24 protein-coding genes are annotated in these 21,025 nt (G+C 66.5%); 13 read left to right on the top strand and 11 right to left on the bottom strand.

Annotated features, from left to right (window positions below):
- Positions 1 to 95: 95 nt before the first annotated feature.
- From GNX71_RS20810 to GNX71_RS20795, 4 genes are all read right to left on the bottom strand, one after another.
- The gene (locus GNX71_RS20810) at positions 96 to 599 is read right to left on the bottom strand and encodes a peptidoglycan DD-metalloendopeptidase family protein (RefSeq protein ID WP_206174098.1); all 504 of its coding nucleotides are present in this window, start codon (positions 597 to 599) and stop codon (positions 96 to 98) included.
- 124 nt (positions 600 to 723) lie between these two features.
- On the bottom strand, positions 724 to 1,212 hold the full coding sequence (locus GNX71_RS20805; RefSeq protein WP_093434985.1) for a CreA family protein: 489 nt from the start codon (positions 1,210 to 1,212) through the stop codon (positions 724 to 726).
- Positions 1,213 to 1,220: 8 nt separating this feature from the next.
- Positions 1,221 to 1,772 carry an NUDIX hydrolase gene (locus tag GNX71_RS20800; protein WP_206174097.1) on the bottom strand — a complete coding sequence of 184 codons (552 nt, stop codon included), beginning with the start codon at positions 1,770 to 1,772 and terminating at the stop codon, positions 1,221 to 1,223.
- Positions 1,773 to 1,789: 17 nt separating this feature from the next.
- Entirely contained in the window at positions 1,790 to 2,491 is a 702-nt protein-coding gene (locus GNX71_RS20795) for a fumarylacetoacetate hydrolase family protein (RefSeq protein ID WP_206174095.1), read from the bottom strand.
- A gap of 166 nt (positions 2,492 to 2,657) precedes the next feature.
- On the opposite strand from GNX71_RS20795, the gene GNX71_RS20790 reads away from it, so the two are divergent.
- Genes GNX71_RS20790 through pgeF form a run of 3 tightly spaced genes read left to right on the top strand, consistent with a single transcriptional unit; the run spans position 2,658 to position 5,026 of the window.
- The gene (locus tag GNX71_RS20790; RefSeq protein WP_206174093.1) at positions 2,658 to 3,569 is read left to right on the top strand and encodes a tetratricopeptide repeat protein; all 912 of its coding nucleotides are present in this window, start codon (positions 2,658 to 2,660) and stop codon (positions 3,567 to 3,569) included.
- A 23-nt stretch (positions 3,570 to 3,592) separates the two neighbouring features.
- Positions 3,593 to 4,231 (top strand): maleylacetoacetate isomerase, encoded by a 639-nt coding sequence (maiA, locus tag GNX71_RS20785; protein WP_206174091.1) that lies wholly within the window; start codon positions 3,593 to 3,595, stop codon positions 4,229 to 4,231.
- On the top strand, positions 4,232 to 5,026 hold the full coding sequence (gene pgeF / locus GNX71_RS20780; protein WP_241027002.1) for a peptidoglycan editing factor PgeF: 795 nt from the start codon (positions 4,232 to 4,234) through the stop codon (positions 5,024 to 5,026).
- Here the strand turns inward: pgeF and GNX71_RS20775 are convergent.
- Complete coding sequence (locus tag GNX71_RS20775) at positions 4,958 to 5,281, bottom strand: hypothetical protein (protein WP_206179589.1); 324 nt, start codon at positions 5,279 to 5,281, stop codon at positions 4,958 to 4,960. The two genes, pgeF and GNX71_RS20775, sit on opposite strands and share 69 nt — an antisense overlap.
- A 113-nt stretch (positions 5,282 to 5,394) precedes the next feature.
- On the opposite strand from GNX71_RS20775, the gene phaC reads away from it, so the two are divergent.
- On the top strand, positions 5,395 to 7,146 hold the full coding sequence (phaC, locus tag GNX71_RS20770) for a class I poly(R)-hydroxyalkanoic acid synthase (protein WP_206179585.1): 1,752 nt from the start codon (positions 5,395 to 5,397) through the stop codon (positions 7,144 to 7,146).
- A gap of 43 nt (positions 7,147 to 7,189) precedes the next feature.
- Positions 7,190 to 8,368, top strand: a complete 1,179-nt coding sequence (locus tag GNX71_RS20765; protein ID WP_206174089.1) for an acetyl-CoA C-acetyltransferase — start codon at positions 7,190 to 7,192, stop codon at positions 8,366 to 8,368.
- A gap of 25 nt (positions 8,369 to 8,393) precedes the next feature.
- Here GNX71_RS20765 and GNX71_RS20760 read toward each other — a convergent pair whose 3' ends face one another.
- On the bottom strand, positions 8,394 to 9,026 hold the full coding sequence (locus GNX71_RS20760; RefSeq protein ID WP_206174087.1) for a glutathione S-transferase: 633 nt from the start codon (positions 9,024 to 9,026) through the stop codon (positions 8,394 to 8,396).
- A gap of 28 nt (positions 9,027 to 9,054) precedes the next feature.
- Here GNX71_RS20760 and yghU point away from each other — a divergent pair, with 28 nt between their 5' ends.
- Complete coding sequence (gene yghU, locus GNX71_RS20755; RefSeq protein ID WP_206174085.1) at positions 9,055 to 9,933, top strand: glutathione-dependent disulfide-bond oxidoreductase; 879 nt, start codon at positions 9,055 to 9,057, stop codon at positions 9,931 to 9,933.
- Positions 9,934 to 10,123: 190 nt separating this feature from the next.
- Here yghU and GNX71_RS20750 read toward each other — a convergent pair whose 3' ends face one another.
- Positions 10,124 to 11,041 carry a LysR family transcriptional regulator gene (locus GNX71_RS20750; RefSeq protein ID WP_206174084.1) on the bottom strand — a complete coding sequence of 306 codons (918 nt, stop codon included), beginning with the start codon at positions 11,039 to 11,041 and terminating at the stop codon, positions 10,124 to 10,126.
- Between the two features lie 106 nt (positions 11,042 to 11,147).
- On the opposite strand from GNX71_RS20750, the gene GNX71_RS20745 reads away from it, so the two are divergent.
- Genes GNX71_RS20745 through GNX71_RS20725 form a run of 5 tightly spaced genes read left to right on the top strand, consistent with a single transcriptional unit; the run spans position 11,148 to position 16,128 of the window.
- Complete coding sequence (locus tag GNX71_RS20745) at positions 11,148 to 12,128, top strand: tripartite tricarboxylate transporter substrate binding protein (RefSeq protein ID WP_206174082.1); 981 nt, start codon at positions 11,148 to 11,150, stop codon at positions 12,126 to 12,128.
- Positions 12,129 to 12,135: 7 nt separating this feature from the next.
- On the top strand, positions 12,136 to 13,026 hold the full coding sequence (locus GNX71_RS20740) for a MaoC family dehydratase N-terminal domain-containing protein (protein WP_206174081.1): 891 nt from the start codon (positions 12,136 to 12,138) through the stop codon (positions 13,024 to 13,026).
- A 16-nt stretch (positions 13,027 to 13,042) separates the two neighbouring features.
- On the top strand, positions 13,043 to 14,224 hold the full coding sequence (locus GNX71_RS20735; RefSeq protein WP_206174079.1) for a CaiB/BaiF CoA-transferase family protein: 1,182 nt from the start codon (positions 13,043 to 13,045) through the stop codon (positions 14,222 to 14,224).
- Positions 14,221 to 15,078, top strand: a complete 858-nt coding sequence (locus tag GNX71_RS20730; protein WP_206174078.1) for a CoA ester lyase — start codon at positions 14,221 to 14,223, stop codon at positions 15,076 to 15,078. Before GNX71_RS20735 ends, GNX71_RS20730 begins: the two co-directional genes overlap by 4 nt.
- Before the next feature lie 45 nt (positions 15,079 to 15,123).
- Positions 15,124 to 16,128: a tripartite tricarboxylate transporter substrate binding protein BugD gene (locus GNX71_RS20725; RefSeq protein WP_206174076.1), complete on the top strand. Its 1,005-nt coding sequence runs from the start codon at positions 15,124 to 15,126 to the stop codon at positions 16,126 to 16,128.
- 39 nt (positions 16,129 to 16,167) lie between these two features.
- On the opposite strand, the gene GNX71_RS20720 is transcribed toward GNX71_RS20725, so the two are convergent.
- The 4 genes from GNX71_RS20720 to GNX71_RS20705 form a co-directional block, all read right to left on the bottom strand.
- The gene (locus tag GNX71_RS20720) at positions 16,168 to 16,521 is read right to left on the bottom strand and encodes a VOC family protein (protein WP_206174074.1); all 354 of its coding nucleotides are present in this window, start codon (positions 16,519 to 16,521) and stop codon (positions 16,168 to 16,170) included.
- 72 nt (positions 16,522 to 16,593) lie between these two features.
- Complete coding sequence (locus GNX71_RS20715; protein WP_206174072.1) at positions 16,594 to 17,400, bottom strand: helix-turn-helix domain-containing protein; 807 nt, start codon at positions 17,398 to 17,400, stop codon at positions 16,594 to 16,596.
- Between the two features lie 38 nt (positions 17,401 to 17,438).
- Positions 17,439 to 17,963 (bottom strand): CinA family protein, encoded by a 525-nt coding sequence (locus GNX71_RS20710; protein ID WP_241027000.1) that lies wholly within the window; start codon positions 17,961 to 17,963, stop codon positions 17,439 to 17,441.
- Complete coding sequence (locus GNX71_RS20705; RefSeq protein ID WP_206174071.1) at positions 17,960 to 18,610, bottom strand: DJ-1/PfpI family protein; 651 nt, start codon at positions 18,608 to 18,610, stop codon at positions 17,960 to 17,962. The genes GNX71_RS20710 and GNX71_RS20705 overlap by 4 nt, the downstream gene beginning before the upstream one ends.
- Before the next feature lie 194 nt (positions 18,611 to 18,804).
- Between GNX71_RS20705 and phbB the strand changes: the two genes are divergently transcribed.
- Together phbB and GNX71_RS20695 are read left to right on the top strand one after the other, a co-directional pair.
- Positions 18,805 to 19,542, top strand: coding sequence for an acetoacetyl-CoA reductase (gene phbB / locus GNX71_RS20700; RefSeq protein ID WP_042579370.1), 738 nt, complete (start codon positions 18,805 to 18,807; stop codon positions 19,540 to 19,542).
- A gap of 128 nt (positions 19,543 to 19,670) precedes the next feature.
- The gene (locus GNX71_RS20695; RefSeq protein ID WP_206174069.1) at positions 19,671 to 21,014 is read left to right on the top strand and encodes a dicarboxylate/amino acid:cation symporter; all 1,344 of its coding nucleotides are present in this window, start codon (positions 19,671 to 19,673) and stop codon (positions 21,012 to 21,014) included.
- The last annotated feature ends 11 nt before the right edge of the window (positions 21,015 to 21,025 follow it).

Raw genomic sequence — 21,025 nt, 5'->3', positions numbered from 1 at the left:
GATGGGAAGGACGGCAAGACGCGCCCTGTCCCGGTGGCAAGGAGCTTAGTTCCGTGCCGGGCGGACAACCTGAAGAAATGATGAACGCCGAAGGGTTACTGCTGCAGGCGGCCGTTGAGGTACGGCTCGGGATCGACGGCGGTGCCGTTCTTGCGGATCTCGAAATGCAGCTTCACGCGATCGGTGTCGCTGCGGCCCATTTCGGCGATCTTCTCGCCCTGGCGCACGACCGCGTTTTCCTTCACGAGGATGGTCTGCGCATGCGCGTAGGCGGTGAGGAAGGTCTCGTTGTGCTTGACGATGACCATGTTGCCGTAGGAGCGCAGTTCGCTGCCCACGTACACCACGCGGCCATCGGCCGACGCGACGATCGGGTCGCCGAGGTTGCCCGCGATGTCCAGCCCCTTGTTGCGCACGCCGTCGAAGCGGGCGATGGTGGTGCCGCTCGCGGGACGGATGAAGAGCGCCTGCTTCGCCGGGGGCGGCGTGACGGTCTGGCCGGGCCGTGCCGGCGTCAGGGGCGTGGTGTCGCAGGCGGCGAGGGCTGCGGCCATCAGTGTTGCGACACCGGTGCGGAAAAGAAAAGTCTGGATGTGCATGGCGCTGTTGGAACGGGTTCGTTGCGGAGGGTTCCTGCGGATTGGCACGCCGGGCGCGCCACGCGGACGATGCTAGCAAACTCGTACGTACCTTCCGGAAGGGAGGTACGCGCGAGGGCTGTCGCTACTTCAGCGGAATCGGCGTGCCGCGGTCGATGGGCACCGCGGTCACGCTGTTCTTGGGCGAGCCGTCGATCAGCAAGTCGGAGTAGGTGAGGTAGACCAGCGTGTTGCGCTTGGCATCGACCATGCGCACCACGCGCAGGCGCTTGAAGAGCACCGAGAGCCGCTCGCTGTACACCTCCTCGCGCTTGGGCAAGGGCTGCGTGACGTTCACCGGCCCGACCTGGCGGCAGGCGATGGAGGCTTCGGCCTTGTCTTCGGCCACGCCGAAGGCGCCGGCAATGCCGCCGGTCTTGGCACGCGAGACATAGCAGGTCACGCCGTTGACCTTGGGGTCGTCGTAGGCCTCGATCACGATCTTGTGGTCGGGGCCGATGAGCTTGAAGGCGGTGTCGACTTCGCCCACCGTTTCCGCCCTGGCCGCCGAAGCCGCCAGCGCAAAGCCGAGGCTGGCGCCACAGAGGAGGGTGGCGCGGAGTGTCTTGTTCATAAGTTTCGTCAAACGATGCTGAGCTCGTGCACGCGGTCGAAGCTGCCGCGGCGGCGGTCTTCGAAGAAGTGTTCCAGCGCCTCGCGCACGGTGCGAAAGGCGATCTCGTCCCAGGGGATCTCTTCCTCGGTGAAGAGCTTCGCCTCGATGGTCTCGTGACCGGGGTCGAACTTGTCGTCCAGCAGCCGGGCGCGATAGAACAGGTGGACCTGGCCCACGCGCACCACGCTGATCACCGCAAAAAGGCCCTGCATCTCGAAGTTCGCGCCGGCCTCCTCATCGGTCTCGCGCGCGGCACCCTGCGCGGTGGTTTCCTCGAGCTCCATGAAGCCCGCGGGCAGCGTCCACTTGCCCCAGCGCGGCTCGATGTTGCGCTTGCACAGCAGCACCTTGTCGCCCAAGACCGGGATGGTGCCCACCACGTTCAGCGGATTCTCGTAGTGGATCGTGTGGCAGGCCGGGCAGACGGCGCGCGGCTTGGTGTCGCCGTCGTCCGGGATGCGGTAGACCACCGCGGTGCCGCAGTTCTTGCAGTGCTTGATGGGGACGCGCAGGAGCATGGGCGGTGCTGCCGTCTTCAGGCGATCTTGACGGTGAGAGTCGGCAGGCCGGCGACCTTGCCCACGAGCGTGTCGCCCGAGACCACGGCCGCCACGCCTTCGGGCGTGCCGCTGTAGATCAGGTCGCCGGGTTGCAGCTCCCAGGCGGCCGACAGGTGCTCGATGGTCTCGGCCACGTTCCAGATCAGCTTGCTCACGGTGCTGCGCTGGCGGTCGGTGCCGTTCACTTGCAGCGAAATCTCGGCGTTCTCGGCATCGCCGGCCGCGGCCACCGGCACGATCGGGCCGATGGGCGCGCTCTGCTCGAAGCCCTTGCCGATGTCCCAGGGGCGGCCCTGCTTCTTCATTTCGCCCTGCAGGTCGCGGCGCGTCATGTCCAGGCCGACGGCGTAGCCGTAGATGTGCTTGTGCGCGTCCGCTGCCTTGATGTTCTTGCCGCCGGTGCCGATGGCAACGACGAGTTCGATCTCGTGGTGCAGGTTCTTGGTGAGCGAGGGGTAGGCCATGATGCCGGTCTGGCCTTCGTCGACCACCACCAGTGCGTCGGTGGGCTTCATGAAGAAGAAGGGCGGTTCGCGGCCGGTGAAACCCATTTCCTTGGCGTGATCTTCGTAGTTGCGGCCCACGCAGTAGATGCGGTGCACCGGAAAGCGGGCCGGCTGTCCGGCCACCGGAACCGAAACGGTGGCGGGCGGGGCGAAAACAAACTCGGAAGCCATTGCGACGTGTCCTTTTTCAGCGAAACGGGAGGGGAGACCGGCAGTGTGCCAGAGGCAGGGCAGGGTTGCCCCCGGCTCGGACTTGCGAGGCCTGCGCCGGCGCAAAATACGGGCGCCGCGCACCTGCGGCTTTCCTGTTTCTACCCCTGACCCTTTCGGTTTCACCATGCCCCTTCGAATCGGAAAATCCGGCAAAGCCATGGCCTACAACGATCTCGGCAGCGAGCGCAGCAATGCCGGCGACGAGGACGGGGCGCTCCAGGCCTACGCCGAGGCCAGCAAGTACCGGCCAGACTGGGCGGCGCCCTGGTACAACGCCGGCCTGATCCACAAGTACCGCGGCGACTGGGCTGCTTCGCTGCAGGCCAACGCCCAGGCCGTGCGCTGCGAGCCGCGCAACGAAGGCGCGCTCTGGAACCTGGGTATCGCCGCCACGGCGCTGGGCGACTGGGCCACCGCACGGCGCGCATGGCAGCAGTACGGCATTCCCGTTCCCGAGGGCGACGGGCCGATCGACTATTTCGCGGGGCGCACGCCGATCCGCGTGCATGGCGACGAGTCCAGTGAAGTGGTCTGGTCGGACCGCATCGACCCGGCGCGCGCCATCCTGCGCAACGTGCCCCTGCCTGCATCGGGCCATCGCTACGGCGACCTCGTGTTGCACGACGGTGCGCCCAACGGGTATCGGGAATACCGGGGGCAGGAGGTCGCTGTCTTCGACGCGCTCGAACTGATCGCGCCGTCGGACTACTCGACCTTCGAAGTCTGGCTCGAGAACGTTACGGACGAAGAGATCGATACGCTGATCGAGCGTTTCCAGCATGACGGCGGTGGCGCCGAGAACTGGACGACCGGCATCCGGACGCTCTGCACAGCCTGCTCCGAAGGGCGGCCTTATGGCGACGGGCATGACCATGCGCGCGGCGAGGCGCCCGGGGCCTATGGCCCCTGGCGCGTGGGCCTCGCCGCACGCGAGGAGTCCGAAGCCCGGCGCATCCTCGACGAATGGCGCCAGGGTATTCCGAAGGCCCAGGTGCAGGACTTCCGCTGCGCGCTGCAGGCCACACCACGTTCGTAGCTCGGCGCTATGCTTGGAAAATCATGAAGCTGCATAACTATTTCCGCTCCTCCTCCTCGTTCCGTGTGCGCATCGCCCTCAGCCTGAAGGGCCTCGACTACGAATACGTTCCCGTGCACATCGCGCGCGGCGACCACCGCACCGGCCCGTACGCCACCCTCTCGGCCGACAAGCTCGTGCCGCTGCTCGAAGATGAAGGCGAGCGCTTCTCGCAGTCGCTGGCCATCATCGAATACCTCGACGAAACGCACCCCGAGCCGCCGCTGCTGCCGAGCGACCCGGTGGGCCGCGCCCATGTGCGCGCGCTGGCGCAGTCCATCGCCTGCGAGATCCACCCGCTCAACAACCTGCGCGTGCTCAAGTACCTCGTGAAGGACCTCAAGCTCGACGACGCGGCCAAGAACGCCTGGTACCGCCACTGGGTGCGCGACGGCATGGAGGCCTTCGAGCGCCAGCTTGCGCTGTACCCCGGCAGCACCTTCTGCTATGGCAACGCGCCGACGCTGGCCGATTGCTGCCTCGTGCCGCAGGTCTTCAACGGCCGACGCTTCGACTGCGACTTCAGCGGCCTGCCGCGCAGCATGGCCGCCTTCGACGCCTGCATGCAGCTGGAGGCCTTCCAGCGCGCGCAGCCTTCGCAAGCCCCCGACGCGGAAGCCTGATTGAACGCCGCCGTCATCGATCCGCGCTGGCTCGTGCCGGACTGGCCCGCACCGTCGAACGTGCGGGCCGTGTGCACCACGCGCGATGGCGGCGTTTCGCACGGCCGCTACGAGAGCCTGAACCTCGGCGATCACGTGGGCGACCTGGCCGCCGACGTGGCCGAGAACCGCCATCGCCTCGGGCAGGCCATTGCCGCGCGGCCGGTTTTCCTGCAGCAGGTGCACGGCACGGGCATCGTGACACTCGATGCCGAATCGGGCCTCGTGCGCGACGCCACGGTGGCCGATGCCTGCACAGCCACGGCGGTCGGACTGGCCTGCACGATCATGGTGGCGGACTGTTTGCCCGTGCTCTTTACCGACGAATCGGGCCAAAGGGTGGCCGCCGCGCATGCGGGCTGGCGCGGGCTTGCCGGTGGCGTGCTCGAGGAAACGGCCCGTTGCTTTGCGCCCGAGCCACAGGCCGGGCCCGCGCATGGCGCCAACAGGGTCATCGCATGGCTCGGCCCGTGCATCGGCCCGAAGGCCTTCGAGGTCGGGGCAGAGGTGAAGGCCGCTTTTGAGGCGCATGCGCCGGAAGCTGCAAACTGTTTCAAGCCTGCAGGCGCGCCCGGCAAATGGCTCGCGGACCTGCCCGGGCTCGCGCGTCAGCGGCTGCGTTCGGTGGGCGTCGATGCGGCGTACGGCAACGACGGCGGCGATGCGTGGTGCACCGTCGCCAACCCCTCACGTTTCTTTTCGCACCGGCGGGACGGTGTCAGCGGGCGCTTCGCCGCGCTGGTCTGGAAGGCCTGAGTCTTCCGGTACTTTTGTCGCCGCCTCCGCAGCGGCGCGGCGTGCCGCTTCCTGCGCTTCGGCCTCGCGCTGCTTGATCGCCCGGCGCCGCCCCGGCGCCCCCATCAGGTAAACCACCAGTGCCACCGGCGCCAATCCGTACAAAAGAAATGTGAAGATGGCGCCCAGCACGGTGCCCGTGGTGTTGGTGGCCTCGGCCACCGCCATCATCACGACGACGTAGAGCCAGCCGATCACGATCAGATGAATGAACACGGGAAGTTTCAGTCGGTAAGAGGAAAGAGCGGCGTTGTGGGTGCCGTGCGAATGCAGGATACTCAAAACACGCACCCATCCGGATTCGATTCAGGCGAGGACCAGGAGACATGATGAAGCAACAAGCGACGGGGGCGGATGCATTCGCGCCCTTCCAGCAGGCACTTTCAGAGGGATGGACCCAGGCGCTGGCATCGTTCCAGCAGTCCGCCGCCAAGGGGGGCTCGGCCTTCGATGTCGGCGGCAGTCCGCTGTGGCAGATGCCGCAGGGCGCAAAGATGCCCGATCTGCCGAAGATCGCCATCGACCCGCAGAAGCTCCAATCCATCCAGCAGCAGTACGTGGCGGAAGCCACGGCGCTCTGGGGCCAGGGCTTCCAGGCCAAGCCCGAAGGCGACAAGCGCTTTGCCTCCGATGCCTGGGGCAGCAACCCGCTCGCGGCCTTCTCGGCGGCCGTGTACCTGCTCAACGGCCGCACCATGCTCAGCATGGCCGAGGCCATCGACGCCGACGAAAAGACCAAGGCCCGCCTGCGCTTCGCGGTCGAGCAATGGATGGCCGCCTCGTCGCCCAGCAACTCGCTCGCCTTCAACGCCGAGGCGCAGAAGAAAGCCATCGACTCGCAGGGCGAGAGCATCGCCAAGGGCATCCAGAACCTGCTCCACGACGTGAAGCAGGGGCACCTGAGCATGACCGACGAGAGCGCCTTCGAAGTGGGGCGCAACGTGGCCACCACCGAGGGCGCGGTGGTGTTCGAGAACGAATTCTTCCAACTGCTCGAATACAAGCCGCTCACCGCCAAGGTGTACGAGCGCCCCTTCCTGCTGGTGCCGCCGTGCATCAACAAGTTCTACATCCTCGATCTGCAGCCCGAGAACTCGCTGATCCGCTATGCGAACGAGCAGGGCCACCGCGTGTTCGTGGTGAGCTGGCGCAACCCCGACGAGTCGCTCGCCAAGGCCACCTGGGACGACTACATCGAGAACGCCGCGATCCAGGCGATCCACACGGTGCAGGACATCAGCGGCAGCAGGCAGATCAACACGCTGGGCTTCTGCGTCGGCGGCACCATCCTGAGCACCGCGCTGGCCGTGCTCGCGGGGCGCGGCGAAAAGCCTGCCGCTTCGGTCACGCTGCTCACCACGTTCCTCGACTTCAGCGACACCGGCATCCTGGACATCTTCGTGGACGAGACGATGGTCGCGTACCGCGAAATGCAGCTGGGCAAGGGCGGCCTGCTGCCCGGCGGCGACCTGGCTTCCACCTTCAGCTTCCTGCGCCCCAACGACCTCGTGTGGAACTATGTGGTCGGCAACTACCTCAAGGGCGAAACGCCGCCGCCGTTCGACCTGCTCTACTGGAACAGCGACGCGACCAACCTTCCCGGCCCGTTCTACGCCTGGTACCTGCGCAACACGTACCACGAGAACAAGCTCGCCAAGCCCAATGCGCTCACTGTGTGCGGCCAGAAGATCGACCTGGGCAAGATCGACATCCCGGCCTACATCTACGGTTCGCGCGAAGACCACATCGTGCCCATCGGGGGCGCGTATGCCTCCACGCAACTGCTGCCGGGCAAGAAGCGCTTCGTCATGGGCGCCTCGGGCCACATCGCCGGCGTGATCAATCCGCCCGCCAAGAAGAAGCGCAGCCACTGGATCCGCGACGACGGCAAGTTCCCGAAGACGCAGGCCGAGTGGCTGACGGGGGCCGTCGAGCATCCCGGCAGCTGGTGGACCGACTGGGCACAATGGCTCAAGGGCCACGCGGGCAAGCAGGTGGCCGCACCCAAGATCTACGGCAACGGCAAAACCTACAAGGCCATCGAGCCGGCACCCGGGCGCTATGTGAAGGCAAGAGCCTGATCCCTGCAACCTTCGATTTCAAATCACCTCAACGGAGAACCACATGGAAGACATCGTCATCGTTTCGGCCGCACGCACGCCGGTCGGCAAGTTCGGCGGCTCGCTCGCCGGCATCGCGGCCACCGAGCTGGGCGCCCTGGTCATCAAGGAAGTGATTGCGCGCGCCAACCTCACGGCCGAGCAGGTCGGCGAGGCCATCATGGGCCAGGTGCTGGCGGCCGGTGCCGGCCAGAACCCCGCGCGCCAGGCATGGCTCAAGAGCGGCGGCGCCAAGGAAACCCCGGCGCTCACCATCAATGCCGTGTGCGGTTCGGGCCTGAAGGCCGTGATGCTCGCGGCGCAGGCCGTGGCCACGGGCGACAGCGAGATCGTCATCGCCGGCGGTCAGGAGAACATGAGCGCCGCACCGCACGTGCTGCCCAACTCGCGCAACGGCCAGCGCATGGGCGACTGGAAGCTGGTCGACACCATGATCGTGGACGGCCTGTGGGACGTCTACAACCAGTACCACATGGGCATCACTGCCGAGAACGTGGCCAAGAAGTACGGCATCGACCGCGCCGCGCAGGATGAACTGGCGCTCGCCAGCCAGACCAAGGCCGCCGCAGCACAGGACGCCGGCAAGTTCAAGGACGAGATCGTCGGCGTGAGCATTCCGCAGAAGAAGGGCGACCCGATCGTCTTCAGCCAGGACGAGTTCATCAACCGCAAGACCAATGCCGAAGGCCTGGCCGGCCTGCGCCCCGCTTTCGACAAGGCCGGCGGCGTGACCGCAGGCAATGCCTCGGGCCTGAACGACGGCGCTGCCGCCGTGATGGTGATGACGGCCAAGAAGGCCGCCGCACTCGGCCTGAAGCCGCTCGGCCGCATCGCGAGCTACGCCACCGCCGGCCTCGATCCGGCCATCATGGGCATGGGCCCGGTGCCCGCATCGACCAAGGCGCTGCAGCGCGCCGGCTGGAAGGCTGCCGACCTCGACCTGCTCGAGATCAACGAAGCCTTCGCCGCGCAGGCCTGCGCGGTGAACCGCGAAATGGGCTGGGACGTGAACAAGGTCAATGTGAACGGCGGCGCGATTGCCATCGGTCACCCGATCGGCGCGTCGGGCTGCCGCATCCTGGTGACGCTGCTGCACGAAATGCAGCGCCAGAACGCGAAGAAGGGCATTGCGTCGCTGTGCATCGGCGGCGGCATGGGCGTGGCACTCACCATCGAGCGCTGATCGCCAAGCGCGCCGTCTTTGCAGCTCAGCGCGACATCGACGGCCGCTCGCCCATCGCAGCGCGCCAGCGCACGAGCTCGGGGTGCTGTTCCCCGGGCTTGACCCGCACGATGCGTGCGAAATCCACCGCCACCACGGCGGTGATGTCGGCCAGGCTGAACCGGTCGGTGGCGATGAATTCGCGGCCGGCCAGCCGGTCGTTCAGTGTCTGGAAGAAATGCTGCACCCGCGCCAGCCCGCGTTGTGCCAGCTCCGGAATCTGCGCGTAGTTCATCGGACCGGGCAGGGCCCGGTCGGCCATGGCGGGTGAGCTGTTGCGCAGCGCCTCGGCAATCGGCAGCAAACCCTCGAACTCGACGCGCCAGTTCCAGCTGGCGATCTCCGCTTTTTCGGCGGGCGTGCGGCCCAGCAGCGGCGGCTCGGGGTAGCGCGCTTCCAGCCAGGCCGCGATGGCGGCGTTGTCGGTCAGCGGCCCGTCGTCCTCGGTGCGCAGCGCCGGCACCGTGCATTGCGGATTGATCGCGCGGTAGGCCTCGCCCAATTGCTCACCACGAACCAGATCGACCTGCACCGTCTCGTGGGCAATGCCCTTCTCGGCCAGCAGGATGCGCGCGCGGCGCGGACTCGGCGCGGTGGCGCAGTCATAGAGAATGATCATCGTCTGTCCAACTCCCGGAATTCATTGCATGAATGGCACGACCGCCTATACGCCGCCCACTGTCTGGTCCTGGAACAAGGAAAGCGGCGGCCGCTTCGCGAACATCAACCGCCCCATCGCAGGCGCCACCCATGAGAAAGACCTGCCGGTGGGCAAGCACCCGCTGCAACTCTATTCGCTGGCGACGCCCAATGGCGTGAAAGTGACGGTCATGCTCGAAGAACTGCTGGCGCTGGGCCACACGGGCGCCGAGTACGACGCCTGGCTGATCCGTATCAGCGAGGGCGACCAGTTCGGCAGCGGCTTCGTGGCAGTGAACCCGAATTCGAAGATCCCCGCGCTGATGGACCGCAGCGGCGCCACGCCGATCCGGGTGTTCGAGTCCGGCGCGATCCTGCAGTACCTGTCCGAACAGTTCGGCAACGCGTTTTTTCCGACCGAGCGCGCGGCGCGCGCCGAATGCCTGTCGTGGCTGTTCTGGCAGATGGGCAGTGCGCCTTATTTGGGCGGTGGGTTCGGGCACTTCTATGCCTATGCCCCGACGAAGATCGAATACGCGATCGACCGCTTCGCGATGGAGGTGAAACGCCAGCTCGACGTGCTCGACCGCCGGCTGGCCGAAAGCCGCTACCTGGCCGGCGACGATTACACGATTGCGGACATCGCCGTCTGGCCTTGGTACGGCGCGCTCGCCAAGGGGCAGCTCTACGAATCGGGCGAGTTCCTGCAGGTGAGCGAATACAAGAACGTGCTGCGCTGGAACGACGAGATCGCGCAGCGCCCCGCGGCGCAGCGCGGCCGCATGGTCAACCGCGCCTGGGGCCAGCCCGAGAGCCAGCTGCACGAGCGGCACGACGCTGGCGACTTCGACACCCGGACGCAGGACAAGCTCGGCGCAGCGGGCTGAACGCGGCGTCACTTGTTCACCGCCTGATTTTTAAGCAAAGTGTGGAATCCCTTTATAAAACAACGAGTTAAATTCGTTTTACAAGGCTCCACATGAGTTGTCCCCAAAGTTGTGCACAGAAAATGGGGATGAGATCGCAGGCCTGAGATGCCGCCTCCAAGTTGGCGCAATACCACAAGAAAAAGGCTTTTCAGGCGCTCGCCGAAGCCGTTTCGCCCGCCTCGTAGTGCCGGCACAGCGTATCGACCAGCGCCTGTGCATACACCGGCAGCGCCGCCCGGCTGCGCACCAAGAGATACCGCTCCCGCACGCACCACGTATCGCTCAGGTCGATCAGCGCGAGCTGCATGCTCTCCTGGTTGCGCCGCGCCGCCGACTCGGGCACCACGCCGATGCCCACGCCGCTGCCGATCATTCGGCACATCGCATCGAAGCTGCTGAGCTGGATGCGCAGCTTCTGGCGCTTGCCGAGGTTGTCGGTGATCTGGGCGAGGAAGGTCTGCAGCGTGCTGCCCTGCTGCATGCCGATGGCGTCTTCGTCCAGCGTCTCGGCGAATGAAATTTTTCGGCGCTTGGCAAAGCGGTGCTTGCGCGAGGTGACCAGCACCAGCCGGTCGGTGCTGAAGTGGATCGCCTCCAGCCCCAGCGTGTCGACGCGGCCCGCGACGATGCCGATGTCGGCGCGGCCGTCGAGCACGCCGCGCGGGATCTGAGCATTCGGTTTTTCCTGAAGGTCGACATTGATGCGCGGGTTGCGCGCGAGGAAGCCGGGCAGGATTTCGGGCAGGAAGTCGGTCACCGCGGTGGTGTTGGCGAACACGCGCAGGTGGCCGCGCAGGCCGCCGCCGTATTCGAGCAGGTCGTCGCGCAGCTGCTCGGTCTGGTGCAGCACGAGGCGGGCGTGATGCAGAAAGGCTTCTCCCGGCGGCAGGAGGCGCACGCCGCGCGCTTCGCGCTGCAGCAGTTGCAGGCCCGCCTGCGTTTCAAGCGCCTTGATGCGCGCGCTGGCCGCGGCGAGCGACAGGTGCTGCCGCTCGGCCGCCCGCGTGAGGTTGCCGAGCTCGGCGGTGGCGACGAAAAGGCGCAGGTCGGTCAGGTCGAAAAGCATGGCGCATCGTAGCCAAGCCTTCGGAATTTCAGAAGCCTGGGTTCCGAAATCGCAGATTGCGCGCGGTGCCATGGCGCACGACCATGCGGCCATGGAGACAAAGACAATGACATTCCGCGCCCTCGCGCTTCTTTCGCTCGCCGCCGCAGCCACGCTGATCGCCGCGAGCCCTGCAACCGCTCAGCCCTATCCCTCGCGCCCCATCACGCTCGTCGTGCCGCAAGCCGCGGGCGGCACCAACGACATCGTCGGCCGCCTCGTCGGCCAGAAGCTTGGTGAGGTGATGAACAACGCCAGCGTGGTCGTCGACAACCGGCCCGGCGCCGGCGGCAACATCGGCACGCAGCTCGTCGCAAAAGGCCCGAAGGACGGCTACACGCTGCTCATGACCATCAGCAGCAGCCAGGCGATCAACCCGGCGCTCTACAAGAACCCGGGCTTCGATCCGATGAAGGACTTCAAGCCCGTCGGCCTCGTCGGCGCGGTGCCCAACGTGCTGCTGGTCAGTCCCTCGTTCCCCGCCAAGGACTTCAACGAATTCCTGAAGCTCGCACGGGCCAAGGGCGCGAACTACCAGTACGCCTCGGCCGGCAACGGCACGCTCAACCACCTGCTCGGCGAAATGCTCAACAGCATGGCGGGCATCTCGCTGCAGCACGTGCCTTACAAGGGCGTGGCTCCGGCGTTGAACGACGTGCTGGGCGGGCAACTGCCGATCGTGTTCGCGAGCCTGCCTTCGGCGCTTTCGCACATCAAGGCCGGCAAGCTGCGCGCACTGGCCGTGAGCGGTGACAAGCGCTCGGCGGTGCTGCCCGACGTGCCCACCATCGCGGAGGCGGTGCCGGGCTACAACGGCACGCTGTGGATCGGCCTCTTCGCACCCGCCGGCGTGCCGGCCGACGTGCTCGCCACGCTGCAGGACGCGACGCGCAAGGCGCTGGCCGCGAAGGACTTGCGCGACAAGCTGGACCAGCAAGGCGTCGAGATCGCGGCGCCCACCACGCCCGACCAATTTTCGAAACTGCTGCAGGACGATCTGGCCAAGTGGGCGCGGATCGTCAAGGCCTCCGGTGCTGCGGTCGATTGAAGAACCTATGAACCCTGAAAATCCCACCCCTCTGATCGATGCCGACGCGCTCGCGAAGCTCCAGGCCTGGCAAGGCCGCAGCGAGACGCTGGCCGACGACATCACCGCCGCGCCGGTCCGTGCACTCTCCGCCACGCTCGACCGGGAAGATGCGCCGCCCGCATCCGGCACGCACCTGCCCGCGCTCTGGCACTGGCTCTACTTCTTGCCGCATCACCGCCAATCGGAAATCGGCGAAGACGGCCATGCGAAGCGTGGCGGGTTCCTGCCGCCCGTGCCGCTGCCGCGCCGCATGTGGGCCGGCGGGCGGTTGAATTGGGAAGCGGGCAACCCGCTGCAGGTGGGCGACAAGATCGAGCGCACCTCGACCATCGCCTCGGTCACCCACAAGGCCGGCCGCACCGGCGAGCTGGTCTTCGTGCTCGTGCGCCACGAGGTGCGCAACGAACGCGGCCTCGCGCTGACCGAGGAGCACGACATCGTCTACCGCGCCGCTGCCGCGCCCGGCGAGAAGGCGCCGCCGCCCACGCCCGCCCCGCAGGACGCCGCCTTCAGCCGCGAGATCGTGCCCGACGATGTGCTGCTGTTCCGCTACTCGGCGCTGACCTTCAACGGCCACCGCATCCACTACGACCGGCGCTATGTGACCGAGGTCGAGGGCTATCCGGGCCTGATCGTGCACGGCCCGCTGATCGCCACGCTGCTGGTCGACCTGCTGCGCCGCAACGTGCCGCGCGCGCAGCTCGCGCGCTTCGAGTTCCGCGCGGTGCGGCCGACCTTCGACATCGCGCCGTTCCGCGTGCACGGCAAGCCGGGCGCCGACCACAAGACCTTCAGCCTCTGGGGCGAAGACGCCGACGGCTGGCTCACGATGCAGGCCACGGCCGTGCTCGCCTGAGGAAAGACCCACAGACATGACAAGACCCCTGGACGGCATCACCGTCATCTCGCTCGAACACGCAATTGCCGCGCCGTTCTGCACCCGGCAACTGGCCGACCTCGGCGCCCGCGTCATCAAGGTGGAGCGGCCCGAGGTGGGCGACTTCGCGCGCGCCTACGACGGGCGCGTGGGCGGCGAAGCCTCGCACTTCGTCTGGGTGAACCGCTCGAAGGAAAGCCTCACGCTGGACCTGAAGCAACCCGCCGCGCTCGCGGTGCTGCAGGAGTTGGTCGCCGATGCCGACGTGCTGGTGCAGAACCTTGCGCCCGGCGCGGCCGCGCGCATGGGGCTCGGCGCCGAAGTGCTGCAGGCGAAGCATCCGCGGCTCATCGTCTGCGACATCTCGGGCTATGGCGAAGACGGGCCGTACCGCGACAAGAAGGCGTACGACCTGCTGATCCAGAGCGAAGCGGGTTTCCTCTCGGTCACCGGCACGCCCGAAGACCCGTGCAAGTCGGGCAACTCCATCGCCGACATCGCGGCAGGCATGTACGCATACACCGGGATCCTCGCGGCGCTGCTCCAGCGCGGCAAGACCGGCAAGGGCTCGCACATCGATGTGTCGATGCTCGAGTCGCTTGCCGAGTGGATGGGCTATCCGATGTACTACGCCTACGAAGGCGCGCCGCCGCCGCCGCGCAGCGCCGCCTCGCACGCGACCATCTACCCCTACGGTCCGTTCCCCGCGGGCGACGGCGGCACGGTGATGCTGGGCCTGCAGAACGAGCGCGAGTGGCGCACCTTCTGCGAGAAGGTGCTGCTGCAGGCGGGGCTCGCGACCGATGCGCGCTTCGACAGCAACGCGCACCGCAACGAACACCGCGAGGCGCTGCGCGCGATCATCGTGGAGACCTTCGGCGCGCTGAGCACGGCGCAGGTGCTGGAGCGCCTCGACGCCGCGCAGATCGCCAACGCGCGCATGAACGACATGGCCGGGCTCTGGGCGCATCCGCAATTGCAGGCGCGCGATCGCTGGCGGCAGGTGGGGTCGCCGGCGGGCGACATTCCGGCGCTGCTGCCGGCCGGGCGGCAGAGCGCGTTCGACTACCGCATGGATGCCATTCCTGCCGTCGGCGAGCACACCGAGGCGATCCTGCGCGGGCTCGGGCGGAGCGACGCGGACATCGCGGCGCTGCGCGAGGCGAGGGCGGTTTGAAATCGCCGCTCGCGCTGGCGCGCACCTTTCTGTTCGTGCCCGCCGACCGGCCCGAGCGCCATGCGCGGGCGCTGGCTACAGGTACGGGCGGCGTCATCGTCGACCTGGAAGACGCGGTGGCGCCCGAGCGCAAGATGTCGGCGCGCGAAGGGCTGGTGGCCTCTTTCGCAGCGCTACCCGGTGCGGGTCGCCAGCGCTTGCTGGTACGCATCAACGCCAGCGGCACGCCGTGGTACGACGACGACCGCAAGGCTGTGGCCGCGTGGGTTGCGCAAGGCCTGATCGCTGGCGTGGTGCTGCCCAAGGCCGAGCGCGCCGAGGATCTGCGGCTGCTCGCCGAGGCCGTCGGACCGAAAGGCCTGCTCATCCCTCTCCTCGAATCGGCGGCGGGCCTTGCGGCAGTCGATGAACTCGCTGCCGTGCCGCAGGTGCTCCGGCTCGCCTTCGGCAATCTCGATTTCCAGGCCGATGTCGGCCTCGCCTGCGATGCGGACGAAGCCGAGCTGGTGCCGGTGCGCCTCGCGTTGCTGCTGGCCACGCGCCGCGCCGGCCTGCCCGCACCCATCGACGGCGTGACGGTCGATTGGCGCGATGCGCAGCGCCTCGCCATCGACACGGCACGCGCCCGCCGCGGCGGCTTCGGGGCGAAGTTGTGCATCCACCCCGACCAGGTCGCCCCGGTGCACGCTGCGCTCGGCCCGAGCCTTGAGGAGCTCGCATGGGCACGCCGCGTGATCGACGCGATCGGGTCCGCAGGCGGCGGCGTCGTCAGCCTCGATGGCCGCATGGTCGATGCGCCGGTGGTCCGCCTCGCCGAACGCCTGCTCGCGCTCGATGCGCAGTCGCCGCCCTGATTTCCGAACGAAGAAGACAGATCCAACAACCTAGGAGACAAAGAAATGAACCTGAAGAAGAACTGGAAAGCACGAACCCTGTTGGCGGTATCGCTGGGCGCAAGCCTCGTGGCCGCGCAATCGCCAGCCGCCGCACAGGCGCACTGGCCCGACAAGCCCATCACCATGGTCGTGCCGTACTCGGCCGGTGGACCCACCGACGTCGTGGCTCGCATGCTGGCCATTCCCATGGCCAAGTCGCTCGGCCAACCGGTGATCGTCGAGAACACCGTGGGCGCTGGCGGCACCATCGCCCCGGCGCGTGTGGCCAAGGCGGCGCCCAACGGCTACACCATCCTGATCCATCACATGGGCATGGCCACGGCGCCCGCGCTCTACAAGAAGCTCAACTACGACCCGCTGAAAGACTTCGAATATGTCGGCCAGGTGATGGACGTGCCGATGACGCTGCTCTCGCGCAAGGACTTCCCGGCCAACAACTTCCAGGAGCTGCTGGCCTACGTGAAGACCAACAAGGACAAGGTCACGCTTGCCAACGCCGGCATCGGCGCGGTGTCGCAGCTGTGCGGCCTCCTGTTCGCGCACCAGATCGGCGTGCAGCTCACCACGGTGCCCTACAAGGGCGCGGGCCCGGCGCTCAACGACCTCATGGGCGGGCAGGTCGACCTCTTGTGCGACCAGACCACGCAGACCGCGCCGGTCATCAAGGACGGCCAGCGCGTCAAGGTGTTCGGCGTGACCACGCCCCAGCGCCTGTCGAGCATGCCCAACATTCCGACGCTGGACGAGCAGGGCCTGAAGGGCTTCGACGTGAAGGTGTGGCACGGCGTGTATGCGCCCAAGGGCACGCCCCCGGCGGTGATGGAAAAGCTCAATGCGGCTTTGCGCGTCGCGCTGCAGGACGACATGGTGAAGAAGCGTTTTGCCGAACTGAGCACCGAGGCCGTGCCGATGGAGAAGGTCACGTCCGAGAGCCTGCGCACGCACCTCGCGGCGGAGATCGACAAGTGGGGCAAGGTGATCCGCGCTGCGGGCGTGCAGGCGGATTGAGGTTTTCCCTGGTCGAGGGGTGGCCTGCGCCGGTGCGTTTTATGGCACCGACCAGACCGCCAGCTCGTACCCGTCCGGATCCCGAAAATGGAAGCGGCGCCCGCCCGGGAAGGCAAAGACCGGTCGAGTGATCGTGGCGCCCGCCGCTTCGACGCGCAACTGCGTCTCGGCGAGATCATCCGCATAAAGGATGACCAATGGCCCGCCTGGGCGCACGGCTTCACCCGTGGTGAATCCACCGGTCAGCCGGCCGTCGCTGAACTCGCTGTACGTCGGTCCGTAGTCGGTGAAAGTCCAGTCGAATGCCGAACCGTAGAACGCCTTGCTGCGCGCGATGTCGGCGACGTTGAACTCGATGTTGTCGATTTGCCGGTCTCGGCTCTTGGTTGCCATGTGCTTGTCCTGGGGTTTGATGAAAGGCCGCCATGATCGTCTGGCTGCAATCCGGGGTCTTGAACAAAACGGTCAGTCGGCAGCACCCGCTGGATGATGGATGTGGTGCAGCAAGGCTGAAGCGGTCATGCCGCAGAGTGCCTTGACCTCACGGGCGAGATGGGACTGGTCGGCGTAGCCGGCATCGATCGCCAGCATGGCGAGACCGGCGTCTTGGGCCCCGCGGGCCACGGACAGGAAGTGTTGGAAGCGCAGGATGCGCTCCAGTGTCTTGGGCCCATAGCCGAAATGATCGCGGCAATGGCGCAGCAACGTGCGTTCGCTGATGCCCAGTCGCTCGCGCATGCTGGCTGCGACCGAGCCCTCGTCTCGCGATGGCAACGCTGCAAGGCGGAAGATCGCCGAGGCATTCTTGTCCGGCCCGCCGAACGGCTGTGGCATTGTCATCAACAGGTCCTGAAACACCTGCGCCTGTCGCGCAACGGATTCCGCCTCTTCCATGCGGCTCGCGAAGTCTCTGGCCCAGATTCCCCGCAGGTCGGCCAGTTCGACGGATTGACCCACGATTTCCGACAGCGGCAGACCCAGCCAATGGCGCGCCGCGCCGGGCTGGAACCGCGCGCCGAGCACGCGCGCACCGGGTGGCAGGACGGGGCGGGCGGCAACGACATCGGGTCCGGCGACCCACAGTCGACCGGCTCGCCAGATCAGATCGACGCACCCGTCCGGCACGATGGCGACATCCCCGGTATGCGAGTCCGGCAGAACGCTTGTCCAGATGCATTGGAAATGGGTCTGCAACCCGGGCTGAGGAACACGCTCCCGGTGCTGCCCTGTGACGCCCCCGACGCCTGATGCGCTCTTATCTTGTCCGGGCATGCCGTGGGGGAGCTTGTTCGAGAGCGGGAGGCATCTTGCTAGCTGCTCTCGGCGTGCAGGATCTCGTCGAACAGTGCGAGCAGGTGGCGCGCGAACAGCGTCATGTTCATGGGCCGGTCGTTGCCTCCGGTTTCGACGGTGCGGCTCTCGGCTGCCGACCCCGACCCGCCGGCCACGGCCAGACAGACTCGACCCGGCGCATCGCCATAAGGGCTGCCTGACGGCCCCGCCGCGCCGCTTTCGCAGATGCCCCAGGTCGCGCGATGGCTCTCGCGGATGCGGGCTGCGATGAATCGGGCATAGGGCTCGGTTTCTCCGCGCATGTCACCCATGTCTTCGCGCGTGAGCCCCAGCAGTGCCTTGCCGGCGCGCCGCGAATAGACGACCGCGCCACCGAGAAAAAAGGCAGACGCACCGGGAATGGCGAGGAGGGCCGCCGATACGAGGCCTCCGGCCGAAGACTCGGCAACCGCCACCGTCTGCCGCCGTTCGCGCAGCGTCTCACCGACGCGGGCGGCGAGCACGGACAGCGGCTCGAGACCGGGGGAGGGCGCTGCGCTCACGGCGTCTTTCGCAGCTTGCCACCCGGCTGCCGCACATACGCTGGCGCGCGCTCATGGCTCGCCGTGTCGCCGTAGACCGTGTCCGCCGGGTAGTACTCGGCCTGCAGTTGCACCTTGGCGGCGGCTTCCTCGCCGGCGGTGTGGGCAATGAAGGCGAGCATCAGGTCGGTGCCGGCCGAGACGCCGGCCGAGGTCCACACGTCGCCGTCCTGCACGAAACGCTGTTCGACCACCTTCACGTCGCCGAGCGCACGGAGGCGATCGAGCGAGCCCCAGTGCGTGGTGGCCGTCTTGCCGGAGAGCAGCCCCGCCGCATGCAGCACGAAGGCGCCCGTGCACACCGACAGCAGCGCCTTGCATCCCGGCGCCTGCGCGGCCAGGAACTGCACCATCGCGGGGTTGTCGACCTCGCGCCGCGTGCCCATGCCGCCGGGCACGAGCAGGTAGTCGAGCGGCGGACAGTCGGCGAACGACACGTGCGGATTGACCGAAAGGCCCTTGGCGCAGACCACCGGCTCGCGCTTCTCGGCGACGATCAGGCAGTTCTGCGGACCCGCGGCGAGCTTGCTCCACATGGTGAGCATTTCCCAAGGCCCGACGAAATCGAGTTCCTCGACGTCGGGGAATACGATGATCCCGAAATTCATACTTTCGAACTCCTTGAGGGCAATGCGTGAGCAAGAGCGTACAGAGCTGAGCATATAGGTTGCATCTCTGCAGCGCTCCGTGACAGCTGGTTGCAAGCTTGGCTCAGTGTTTTCCTCAGAGGTCGATGGCGTGAAAATGGCTAGAGTGAAGGCGGCCGTTCAGGCTTTTGCCAAGCAAACATCAAGGAAATTTCATGAGCAAGAAAGTTGCATATGTCACCGGAGGCATGGGTGGCATCGGAACAGCCATCTGCCAACGTCTGCACAAAGACGGATTCACCGTGGTCGCCGGTTGTGGCCCCACGCGCGACCACGCCAAATGGCTGGCCGAACAGAAAGCCGAAGGCTTCGAGTTCCACGCCTCCGTCGGCAATGTCGGCGACTGGCAATCCACCGTCGAGGCTTTTTCCGCCGCCAAGGCTGCGCATGGCCCCATCGACGTGCTGGTCAACAACGCCGGCATCACGCGCGACCGCATGTTCCTCAAGATGACGCCCGAGGACTGGAGCGCGGTGATCGAGACCAACCTCAACAGCATGTTCAACGTCACCAAGCAGGTGGTGGGCGACATGGTGGAAAAGGGCTGGGGCCGCATCATCAACATCAGCTCGGTCAACGGCGCCAAGGGCCAGGCGGGGCAGACCAACTATTCGGCGGCCAAGGCCGGCATGCACGGCTTCACGATGGCGCTGGCGCAGGAGCTGGCGAACAAGGGCGTGACGGTCAACACCGTGAGCCCGGGCTACATCGGCACCGACATGGTCAAGGCCATCCGCCAGGAAGTGCTCGACAAGATCGTGGCCACCATTCCGGTCAAGCGCCTGGGCGAGCCGAGCGAGATCGCCTCGATCATCTCGTGGCTGGCCACCGACGAAGGCGGCTACTCCACCGGGGCCGACTTCTCGGTCAACGGCGGCCTGCACATGCACTGAGCATGCTGACCGCGACCTGATCGAAAAACCCGCTACGGCGGGTTTTTTCATTTGCAGGATGTGGCTTCTACGAATGGAAAACACCTGATACGGACCCTACAGTCTTCAACCCCTTCCGGAGGCAAGTCATGGAACACACAACAAACACACCCGCCAAGAAGCTACCGCTCTACCGCTCCCTCTACGTGCAGGTGATCACCGCGGTGATCATCGGCGTGCTGCTGGGCTACTTCTATCCCGCTGCCGGGGAAGCCATGAAGCCGCTGGGCGACGGCTTCATCAAGCTCATCAAGATGATCATTGCGCCGATCATCTTCTGCACGGTGGTGGTCGGTATCGCCGGCATGGAAGACATGAAGAAGGTCGGCAAGACCGGGGGCCTGGCGCTCCTTTACTTCGAGATCGTGAGCAGCATCGCGCTGGTGGTCGGCCTCGTGCTGGTCAACGTGCTCAAGCCCGGTGCGGGCATGAACATCGACCCGACCACGCTGGACACCAAGGCGATCGCCTCGTACACCGGCCCGGGCAAGATGACCGGCACGGTCGATTTCATTCTCAACATCATCCCCAACACGATCGTCGATGCCTTCGCCAAGGGCGAGATCCTGCAGGTGCTGCTGATCGCGGTGCTGTTCGGTTTTGCGCTGCACCGTTTCGGCGGCCGCGGCACGCTGGTGTTCGACGTGATCGAGAAGGGCTCGCATGTGCTCTTCGGCATCGTCAACTACATCATGAAGCTCGCGCCCATCGGCGCCTTCGGTGCCATGGCCTTCACCATCGGCAAGTACGGCGTGGGCAGCCTGTTCTCGCTGGGCAAGCTGATGGGCACGTTCTACCTGACGTGCCTGTTGTTCATCTTCGTGGTGCTCGGGCTCATTGCGCGGTTCCACGGATTCAGCATCTGGAAGTTCATCAAGTACATCAAGGAAGAGCTCTTGATCGTGCTGGGCACGTCCTCCAGCGAATCGGTGCTCCCGCGCATGATGGAAAAGATGGAGAACCTGGGCGCCAACAAGACCTGCGTGGGCCTCGTGATCCCGACCGGCTATTCGTTCAACCTGGACGGCACCTCGATCTACCTGACGATGGCGGCGGTGTTCATTGCGCAAGCCACCAACACGCCCATGACGCTGGTGCAGGAGATCACGCTGCTCGCGGTGCTGCTGCTCACCTCCAAGGGCGCGGCAGGCGTCACGGGCAGTGGCTTCATCGTGCTGGCGGCCACGCTGTCGGCGGTGGGCCATGTGCCGGTGGCGGGCCTCGCGCTCATCCTGGGCATCGATCGCTTCATGTCGGAAGCTCGCGCGCTGACCAACCTGATCGGCAACGGCGTGGCGACCATCGTGGTGGCCAAGTGGACCAACGAGCTCGACACCGAGCGCTTGCAGGCGGGCCTGAACAACGAGACCTGGGTCGAGGCGCAGGAGCCCGAAGTGCTGGAAGGCGCCCGCGACAGCAAGATGGCGGGGTGAATTCCCCCCGC

Origin of the sequence: Variovorax sp. RKNM96 (genome assembly GCF_017161115.1) — a bacterium.
Lineage (GTDB): Bacteria > Pseudomonadota > Gammaproteobacteria > Burkholderiales > Burkholderiaceae_C > Variovorax.
This window is presented reverse-complemented; position numbering and strand designations above follow the sequence as displayed.